Origin of the sequence: Paenibacillus sp. AR247, from assembly GCF_002968895.1 — a bacterium.
Classification (GTDB): Bacteria; Bacillota; Bacilli; order Paenibacillales; family Paenibacillaceae; genus Paenibacillus_AQ; species Paenibacillus_AQ favisporus.
In genome coordinates this window covers 1154616-1164501 of sequence record NZ_PCZT01000009.1, presented here as the reverse complement: position 1 = coordinate 1164501, position 9886 = coordinate 1154616, and the positions used below count along the sequence as shown (strand labels likewise).

Here is a 9886-nt window from a genome sequence, read left to right as displayed (position 1 = left end):
GGGTCTCGTCCACGCGGATCGGTGTGGAAATATTGATGCCNGTTCATCAACAAGAGAGACGGTGCCGTNTTTCCCATGTCGATGCTCTGCAGCGGACGGATCAGTTCGTCTGCAGAGATAAGGCAGATCAAATAACGGTCATGATAAGGGACGATATTGACAATATAATATTTATTCCGGACAAGGACCGGCGTCCAGCGGGAATAAAACTTGTCGTATACATTTTTGTCCTCGGCGTAGGAAATGATCTGCCGCTTCAGTTCCAAATAATCGGGATACCCGATGCTTAAGGGAGCGCAGTTCAGGAAAAAATCTTTGTTTTTCAGATAGATGAAAAATTGATATGCCTGGCCGTAATTTTTCTGCAGCTCGGTAAATCGCTGATGAAGCTGGGTGTTGGACTTTAGAAATTCGGCCGAACCTGAAGCGTTCTCATCCATCGTCTCGATGATTTGGTCATTGGCCAGCGACCAGCCCATGTAGTGATTGATGTAGGCGAAATCATGGTTGATCCGGTTGATGTACAGATCGGCTGTGTCCCGCAGGCTTCGGCTGGACTGCTGCTTGACGATGGAGATCGAAGCATAGCTGATCATAAAATCGAGGACAAGCGCCGTAAATAAAATGACAATCAGCATGTTGACATAATGTTTGACCGGGTAAGGTTTGCCGGTACGGTGGATGATTAGCCGCATGAAAATTCTGTTCTGACGCCTCCTCTTATGAATGCGCTTTATTTTTCATTATATATAACCCCAGCCCGTAACAAAATGCGAAATACTGCGCATCCGCTCCAAAAGTCCGGAAAGTGACATCCTTACGTCCGGATCGGACGGTTGGCGTGGCTGCGCGGACAGACTTTTCCGTACCCGGGAGTCCGGATAACGGCGGCAAGAGGTCCGATTAAGCTCCTCAAGTCCATTTATAATGAGTCTTGTTCCGAAAGAAAGGAGAGAGGGGGGACCTGCGTTGAAATCAGAGTCATCCGGCTTCCGGCGAACCTGGGGAAGAATCGAAAGGAATTGGGGGCTGTACGTGCTGCTGCTGCCGGCGGCGATACTGCTGCTGCTGTTCTCCTACAAGCCGATGTACGGCGTCCTCATTGCGTTCAAGGATTACAGTCCGGCGCTGGGCATTATGGGAAGTCCCTGGGCAGGGATGAAGTATTTCGAGAAATTTTTTCATTCCTACCAATTTAACGTCACGATCAAAAATACGCTGATCATCAGCCTGTACAGCATCGTGACCTTCCCGATCCCGATCGTATTGGCCTTGATGGTCAATCAGATGAGGGCGAGCCGGTTTAAACGTTTTTTTCAAACCGTGACGTACATGCCTCATTTTATCTCTACCGTCGTCATGGTCGGCCTGATGCTGATCCTGCTGTCTCCAGGGAGCGGCCTGATCGGCAGCATCTACCGGCTGTTCGGTGCGGAGGCACCCAACATCATGGGATCGGCCGGGATGTTCAGCAGCGTGTATGTATGGTCGGATGTGTGGCAGCATGCGGGATGGGACAGCATTATCTACATTGCGGCGCTGTCAGCCGTAGATCCGAGCCTCTATGAAGCGGCAACCGTAGACGGGGCCAGCCGCTGGCAGAAAATCCGTTACATCGATATTCCGATGCTGATCCCGACGGCCGTCACCCTGTTTATTTTGCGGATGGGCGGACTGCTGGGCGTCGGCTTTGAGAAAGTGTATCTGATGCAGAACAACTTGAACATCTCATCCAGCGAAGTCATTTCCACGTACGTGTACAAAATCGGTCTGCTCAGCAGCCAGTACAGCTTCTCATCGGCCATCAACCTGTTTAATACGCTGATCAACTTTGTGCTGCTGATCCTGGTAAACCAAATTTCCAAAAAGCTCAGCAGCAACAGTCTGTGGTAAGGGAGGGAATAACACCGTGGAAGCCATGCAGGCAGCAAGCACCGCCACCGGAAGGGCCGGCGGCCGATCATCCGACCGCGTTCTGGAAGTTTTGCTCTACATCGTCGCGGTGCTGCTGCTGATCGTCCTCATCTATCCGCTGTATTTTATCGTCATCGCCTCCTTCAGCGACCCTTCGGCCGTGGGCAACGGCCAGGTATGGCTGTTTCCGCGAGGCTTTACGCTTGACGGCTACAAAGAGCTGCTGAAGCATGAGAACATTTGGATCGGATACCGCAATACCATTCTCTACACGGTCGTCGGCACAGCGATCGGCCTGATCGTGAACGTATCGGCCGCTTACGCATTGTCCCGGAGAGACCTGGTCGGCCGTAAAGCGATTTCCCTGTTTTTTATTTTCACGATGTTTTTTAGCGGCGGCTTGATTCCGACCTTCCTGACCATCCGGGATTTTCACATGTACAATACGTTCCTGGTAATGGTGCTGCCATTTTCGGTCGTCGTTTACGACATCATCGTAGCGCGGACCTTTTTCCAGACCAGCATTCCGGGGGATCTGTGGGAGGCGGCCCAGATCGACGGGTGCGGCAACTTGCGCTATTATGTCCTGGTCGTGCTGCCGCTGTCCAAGGCGGTCATCTCCGTGCTCGCTTTGTGGATCGCCGTCGGCTACTGGAACTCCTATTTTAATGCTTTGATTTATTTGAAAAATCCTAATTTGTATCCGCTGCAGTTAATTCTGAGAAACATCCTGATCACGAATCAAATGCAGTCGAGCCTCGGCAGCGGGGAAGCGGCCAATATCGCGCTGCGGCTGGCGAACATGATGCGGTATTCGGTCATTATCGTATCGACCCTCCCGATTATGTGCCTGTACCCGTTCGTGCAAAAGTACTTCAACCAAGGGGTGATGATCGGAGCGGTCAAGGAATAAACGGCAAGGCCACTTAATAAATATTAGGGGGATTTCTGGAATGGGCAAAAAAAGAGCCGGTAAACTGTTGGTTACCTTGGGGCTGGTGTCCACGCTGCTGGTCGGTGTGACGGCGTGCAGCGGCGGCGACTCCGGCGGCAAAACGGCCGAAAGCAGCGACAGCTTCAATCAAACAGGCCTTCCCATCGTGAAGGAGCCGATTACGCTGAACGTGCTGACCGTCCGGTGGGGAAATATGGGCGACACATTCACGAAGAACACCTGGCTGCAAAATTTGGAAAAAGAAACGAATATCAAGATCAACTGGCAGGTCATGTCTTCCAACGATTGGGGCGAGCAGAAATCGATCATGCTGGCCAGCGGCACGCTGCCGGATATCGTCTTCGGGGACATCGCTTTCTCCGACTCGGATATCGTGAATAATCTCAGCCTCTTCCAGCCGCTGGACGATTATATTGACAAGTACATGCCGAATTTGAAAGCGGCCATGGAGGAGTCGCCGGAGCTGAAAAAGATCAGCACTTTCCCGGACGGAAAAATGTACTCCCTGCCCGCAAGGCTGCCGTCCCGTCCGGTGACGCAGAATCAGCCGGTCATCAACAAAGCCTGGCTGGACCACCTTGGGCTTCAGGTTCCCGAGACGATTGATGAGCTGCATCAAGTGCTGAAGGCTTTTAAAGAAAACGATCCGAACGGAAACGGTAAAAAGGACGAAATTCCGTACAGCGGATCCGGCGACATCAGCATGGACCTGCTCAATCCATTCGGCATTACGGACCTGAATGGTACCGGCATGATGATCAAAGACGGCAAACCGGTGTATTATCCGACATCCGAAGAATACAAGGAAGCGATCAAGTGGGCGCATCAGCTGTTCTCGGAAGGACTGATCGACCAGGAGCTGTTTACCCAGGACAACACAATGCTGACGGCCAAGCAGCAAAATCCGGACGTATCGCTGGTCGGCTTCACCCATCAGTGGACGCCGGATGCGGTGTTCGGCAAATGGAAGGACGAATATGTCACCATTCCGACGATTTCCGGACCGGACGGTAAGCGTTATCAAGTCGGCGATCCGAACGGGCTCAGCTACCGGCGTAACGAGCTGCTGATCACCACGACATGCAAATATCCGGAAGCGGCAGCGCGCTGGGCGGACCAGTTTTATACGAACGAAGCCAGCATCCAAAACTTCTGGGGCGCCATCGACACCGTCATTAAGAAAAACGACGACGGCACCTATGCCCTGATGAATCCGCCGGCAGGGACCAGTGCGGATGCGTGGTACTGGGAGTCTTCTGTCCGTGATTTTGGCCCGAAATACGTGAGCCCGAGCTTTGAGAAAAATATTATCCTCGACCCGAGCAACGGGGACGGCCTCAAGCTGACCATCGACAAGCTGGGCAAGGATTACGTTACGACCCCGTTCCCGAATGTCATGTACACCGCTGAGGAATTTCAGGAGCTCCCGACGCTCACGACCGATATCGATACGTATGTGCGAACGACCCGCGCACAGTGGATTACAAAGGCGGTATCGACGAGCAGTGGGACGCTTACATTGATGGGTCTGGAACGGCTGGTGACGATCCGGACGGATGCCTATGAGCGTTACAACAGCGTAAAATAGCGCGCCGGACGGTTCCAGACCGTCAGTATCGGCTTTTCGAAGGAGTGCTGAACATTATGAAAGTTACGGTCTGGAATGAGTTTCGTCATGAGCAGCGGCATGCCGCCGTCCGCGAGATTTATCCGGATGGCATCCATGGCACGATCGCCGGATTTCTAGGGAAGGCCGGATTGACGGTTGCAACGGCGACGCTGGATGAACCGGAGCACGGATTGACCGATGAGGTGCTTGCGCAGACGGATGTGCTTGTCTGGTGGGGTCATCTTGCCCATCATGAAGTCCAGGATTCGGTCGTGGACAGAGTGTACCGCCGGGTCATGGACGGGATGGGTCTCATCGTGCTTCACTCCGGCCATGCCTCCAAAATATTCGGCCGGCTGCTCGGAACGCCGACCGGGCAGCTGAAATGGCGCGAGGCGGACGACAAGGAACGGATCTGGGTCATTAACCCGGCTCATCCCATTGCCGCCGGGCTCGGCGAGTATATCGAACTGCCGAAAGAGGAGATGTACGGGGAGCATTTTAATATTCCGGCGCCCGATGAGCTGGTGTTCGTGTCCTGGTTTGAGGGCGGGGAAGTATTCCGCAGCGGAGCTGTATTCTATCGTGGACGGGGCAAAATTTTCTACTTCCGCCCGGGTCATGAAACCTATCCGACTTATCATAACGAGGAAATTCAGCGGGTGATCACAAACGCCGTGCAATGGGCTGCTCCCAGCGGGGCGGCGGCCCCGGTCTACGGCAACCGGGCGCCGCTGGAGCCTATCCAGGTTAAGAGATAAAGTGCCCTGCATTACAACAGCACATATTGGCGGGAACCTTCCTCTTAGCCCGCTCCTCTCCCAAGATCGAATCATAGAATGTGATGTATTCCGATACGAAGGAGGGACTCGCACATGAGTGAAGTAGCTGGTGTTGGATACGGCGGCGGAATGTGGGGGAACAGCGTAGCTGCCATTCTCGTTCTGTTTATTCTCCTGGTCATTATCACCAAGGCATTTATCTATTAATCTCTCAAAGGGCTTAGCTATCGGCTAGGCCCTTTGCATTTGTACGGCAGCTGAAATGGAAGCCCGAAGAAAAGTTAGGTACGTATAACAAGGGAGTCTGTGCGAACAACCCTGTGTTATCGCCCTGATGTTTACATAACCTTCATTACGTAAATCTGCACACGGATCGCAGCTGCTTTCTTTGGACCAAATGGAGTTTTGGCACCGGGGCCAATCCTATTCAGCTTTTTCTTTCCCTGGTTGGTGTCGTCCCCATGTACTTTTTATAGAGCTTTGTAAAATAATTCGGATTATCAAGCCCTACACGCGAAGCGATTTCCGTAACGGACTCGTTAGTTTCGGTCAGGAGCCGACGGGCTTCCTTTACTCTGCAGATGTTAACGTATTCAACAAAAGTGCGGCCCGTCAACCGCTTGAACAGCTTGCAGAAATAGTGCGGATTCAGGCTGACCTGCCTGGCCGCCTGCTCAACGGTCATCTTATCCGAAAAGTTCGATTCGATATGCCGGATCAGCTGCTTAAACCTCTCCCGGTTGGGAAAATAAGCGTTATGTGCCTCTGCTTCGAGCATGCTCGGATTATTCTCCCTGGCCAACAACGTCAATAAGAGATGCAGTCTGGATTTCACGGTCAGCTGGTAAGCCGGAGGCTTGGAGCTGAGTTCCCGGATGATCTCCTCCAAGTGGGCCCAATAACCGGGATGCCCTTCTTCAAAAGAGCTAATTTTCACAGGGAACCGAAGCCGGCCTTCCAGATAGGGGGCGACGTATTGAATATGTATAGGATCATGCAGCCAGTCATTAAACAGGGAAGCATTGACGACAATGCAGTCATAATGGACGTCGCCTTCGGCGAGGGAGTAGCCTACGTGAAGGCTCCCGCCGGGAATGATGAGGACATCCCCTTCAGCTGCAGCATACGGGCGGCTGTCGATATGGAACACGGCGCTGCCGCGCTTCATGACAAGCAGCTCAAAATGCTCGTGCCAGTGCAGGTACAGAATACAGTGGCCGGCGCGGGCGGCAAGGCAGCGGTTTTGAAAAAGCTGAAACGGATAAGCGGTATTTTCCAGCGCGGTATCTTCCCATAGGTCCCTGGGATAGGTCATTTCCACACCCCCTCAAAATCAGACTAGTATTCCACAAGATCGGTTAGAGAAAACGGCGGTTCTCCCCGCTATAATGGTGATGTTATGAATACTATATGTCAATATAGGAGTGATCACAATATTGGATACCAACATCATGCGTATCGGAACGCTGGTCGGCGGCGCTGACGCGGTCCGGGTGATCCCGCAGATCGTCAAGCACGGCTTTGAATCGTTTAATCTGACCTTTTGGCAAACCTCGGGTGGCACCGATCTGAAGGAGCTTGCTGCGCGAGTGAGAGAGCTGGCGGATGAGCATGATTTCGTTATTTCGGCCATCAGTGTGTTCGGCAATCCTTTGACCGGGGAAGGCAACAATGAGGATACGCTGGCGACGTGGGAGCGGCTGATCGATCATGCCCATTTGTTCGGCACTGAAATTGTATCCGGTTTCACGGGCCGTTTGACAGGACGTCCCATTGACGAATCCATCCCGAAATTTGCAGAGGTATTTGGAGAGCTGGCGCGGCGGGCGGCAGATCAAGGCGTCAAACTGGCGTTTGAGAACTGCGACATGGACGGCACCTGGAAGACCGGGGATTGGAATATCGCCCATGGTCCGGCTGCGTGGGAAATGATGTTCAATGCCGTGCCGGCGGACAATCTCGGACTGGAATGGGAGCCGTGCCATCAAATGGTCAGCCTGATCGATCCGATCCCGCAGCTTCGCAAATGGGCCCCGAAAGTGTTCCATGTGCATGGAAAAGACGCCACGATCGCATGGGATGTCGTCAGAGAGCATGGCGTTCACGGCAATCAGCCGTTCGTCTGGCACCGGACGCCGGGATTCGGCGACAGCAACTGGGCGGACATCATCACCATTTTGCGGCAGAACGGATATCAGGGAACGATCGACATCGAAGGCTGGCATGACCCGGTTTACAGGGGCGAACTGGAGATGACGGGCCAGGTTCACGCATTGAATTATTTAAAACGGTGCCGGGGCGGGGATTTCATCCCGAATCCGGTGTAGGAGGACAAGCAGATGACTGCGAAGTACAAAGTCGTCGTCGCAGGCTGCGGCGGCATGGCGAATACCTGGGTCGATTACGCGGCCGGGCGGGAAGACACCGAGATCGTCGGATTGGTGGATATTAAAAAGGAAGCGGCGCTGGCGATGGCTGAGCGCAAGTCGCTGAACTGCCCGGTATTTACAGATGTCAAGGAAGCGATTCAGGCCTCGGGAGCCAATCTCGTTTTTGACGTGACCATTCCTTCAAGCCATCATGGTGTGAGCGCGACGGCTCTGGAGCTGGGCTGCGACGTATTTGCAGAGAAGCCGCTGGCTGAAACGATGGAGGACTGTCTGGACATTGTCCGGAGATCGGCGCGGACCGGGCGTACGCATGCCGTGATGCAGAATCGGCGTTACGACCCGCGCATCCGGGCCTTCCGCAAGCTGATTGCCGAGGGAACGATCGGACGTACGGGGTTTATCGGAGCAGACTTCTTTATCGGCGCCCATTTCGGCGGCTTCCGCGAAGCGATGGCCAGCCCGCTGCTCCTGGACATGGCAATCCATACGTTTGATCAGGCCCGCCTCATTACGGGTGCCAATCCGGTCTCCGTATACTGCCACGAATTTAATCCTCCGGGGTCCTGGTATGAGGGGAATGCCATGGCGATCTGCATCTTTGAGATGTCCGACGGCACGGTGTTCAACTACCGCGGCTCCTGGTGCGCTGAGGGGATGCCGACATCCTGGGAAGCATTCTGGCGCGTCACCGGAGAAAAGGGGACGGCCGTTTGGGACGGTCACGGCGAACCTTATGCCGAAGTCGTAGCCGAAGGGGATCAGGACGGCAAGTTTATCCGCGAATATACGCGCGTGCCCGGCGTGCTTGATTCCATGCGCAACACCTTTCATCACGGCTGCCTGGACGAAATGTTCGCGGCGCTTGAAGCGGGGCGCAAGCCGGAAACGGACTGCAGCGACAACATCTACAGCATGGCCATGGTGCTGGCTGCGCTGGAAAGCGCCAAGACGGGCAGCAAGGTGCTGATCCGGGAAGTGATGGAGGCGGGCCCTGCGGTGCAGGCATAACCCGTTGAATCCAACTTATCAAGGCGGATGAATGGTTATTATCCATTTCGTTTGCTGTTACATGACATGACAAGGACTGCAGGCTTTTGCTGCAGTCCTTTTTTGCGTCAAGTGTAAAAAATACGCCTTCATCGCTTTACCGGACTGAAAATTTAATGAGATTAATGATCCCTTTACATTCCAATGACATGGCGTAAATAAAAACTCACTACACTGAAGTATGCAGACATCAGGATGCAGACAACATTTCATGAGTGAAGGAGAGACTTACCCATTGAAGAGGACTAGTAAGCTGCAGCGCAGCGTGTCCGCCGTGATGCTTGTCAGTATGCTGATCAGCGCAGCGGCACCCCTCAGCTACGCAGACGGCCTGAACGATCAAACCGCGCCTGTCGTTACGGCGGAGCAGGTGAACGATCCCACTGCCCCGGCAGCAGACAACAGCACGAACACGGAGACCCCGCAGGAGGATCAGCAGACGCAAAATACGCTGCAGATCGATCATCAGGCACCTGCTGAAGTTTCGGCTGATCAGGATTTCACGGTGAGCGCAGCCATCACAGGAACAGCCGCGGCGGGTTGGTCTGGTGTCGTGAAGTATGCGGTGGACGGGAACACCGAAGCATCGGTACCGTTGGTACAGGTCGAAGGCAAGCAGGATACATACAATGCAATCATTCCAGCAGAGGCGCTAAAGGGCACGATTCTGAATTATTCGATAACGCTGCTGGACGAGCAGTCCAAGGTGCTCCAGACAATCTCTTATAGCGCGCCAATTAAGGGCAGCGAAACAGAACCAGGCACCGGGCAGGATACGGTAGCGAACATTTCCGCCGGGCTACCGCTGCTGATTACCGAGATGGTTCCGGATACAGCCAACGTGGCTGGTGTTTCAGCAGATGCTTACGAATATGTCGAAGTTTATAACAATACGGATCAGAACATCAATTTCAAGGACTATTCTTTCTTTTACAATAATAAAGACAACTGGACGCCGGTCAGCGGCGAGGATATGATCATTCCCGCGCACAGCCCGGCAGTTTTCTGGATTATGAACGAGAACAACAAAGGCGAGACCGAGGAAGCCTTTAACGAAAACTACGGGACGAGCCTGGTTGAGGGGCAGAACCTGTTCCGGATCAACGGTGGCGGTGGCATGGCCAATGGCAGTGCCAGGACGCTGTCCATTAAGGACAGCATGGGCAGCATCATTGTGACGGCATCTTAT

General features: G+C 53.6%; 8 protein-coding genes and 1 pseudogene. 8 read left to right on the top strand and 1 reads right to left on the bottom strand.

Annotated features, from left to right (window positions below):
* Positions 1-927: 927 nt before the first annotated feature.
* The 5 genes and pseudogenes from CPT76_RS13470 (at position 928) to CPT76_RS13450 (ending at position 5467) form a co-directional block, all read left to right on the top strand.
* A complete protein-coding gene (locus tag CPT76_RS13470; protein WP_105443280.1) occupies positions 928-1893 on the top strand; it encodes an ABC transporter permease in 966 nt (321 codons plus the stop codon).
* 25 nt (positions 1894-1918) lie between these two features.
* Positions 1919-2827, top strand: a complete 909-nt coding sequence (locus tag CPT76_RS13465) for a carbohydrate ABC transporter permease (protein ID WP_105444072.1) — start codon at positions 1919-1921, stop codon at positions 2825-2827.
* A 40-nt stretch (positions 2828-2867) separates the two neighbouring features.
* Positions 2868-4457 (top strand): annotated as a pseudogene (locus tag CPT76_RS13460) (extracellular solute-binding protein).
* A gap of 53 nt (positions 4458-4510) precedes the next feature.
* Positions 4511-5239: a ThuA domain-containing protein gene (locus CPT76_RS13455; RefSeq protein WP_105444071.1), complete on the top strand. Its 729-nt coding sequence runs from the start codon at positions 4511-4513 to the stop codon at positions 5237-5239.
* Between the two features lie 114 nt (positions 5240-5353).
* Entirely contained in the window at positions 5354-5467 is a 114-nt protein-coding gene (locus CPT76_RS13450) for a sporulation protein YjcZ (RefSeq protein ID WP_089546971.1), read from the top strand.
* Between the two features lie 220 nt (positions 5468-5687).
* Here the strand turns inward: CPT76_RS13450 and CPT76_RS13445 are convergent, their stop codons facing one another.
* The gene (locus tag CPT76_RS13445) at positions 5688-6575 is read right to left on the bottom strand and encodes a helix-turn-helix domain-containing protein (protein WP_105443279.1); all 888 of its coding nucleotides are present in this window, start codon (positions 6573-6575) and stop codon (positions 5688-5690) included.
* 136 nt (positions 6576-6711) lie between these two features.
* On the opposite strand from CPT76_RS13445, the gene CPT76_RS13440 reads away from it, so the two are divergent.
* From CPT76_RS13440 to CPT76_RS13430, 3 genes are all read left to right on the top strand, one after another.
* Entirely contained in the window at positions 6712-7587 is an 876-nt protein-coding gene (locus CPT76_RS13440; RefSeq protein ID WP_105444070.1) for a sugar phosphate isomerase/epimerase family protein, read from the top strand.
* A gap of 12 nt (positions 7588-7599) precedes the next feature.
* Positions 7600-8658 (top strand): Gfo/Idh/MocA family protein, encoded by a 1059-nt coding sequence (locus CPT76_RS13435; RefSeq protein WP_105443278.1) that lies wholly within the window; start codon positions 7600-7602, stop codon positions 8656-8658.
* Positions 8659-8932: 274 nt separating this feature from the next.
* The coding region (locus tag CPT76_RS13430) for a lamin tail domain-containing protein (RefSeq protein ID WP_181152832.1) at positions 8933-9886 on the top strand (954 nt) is incomplete at its 3' end.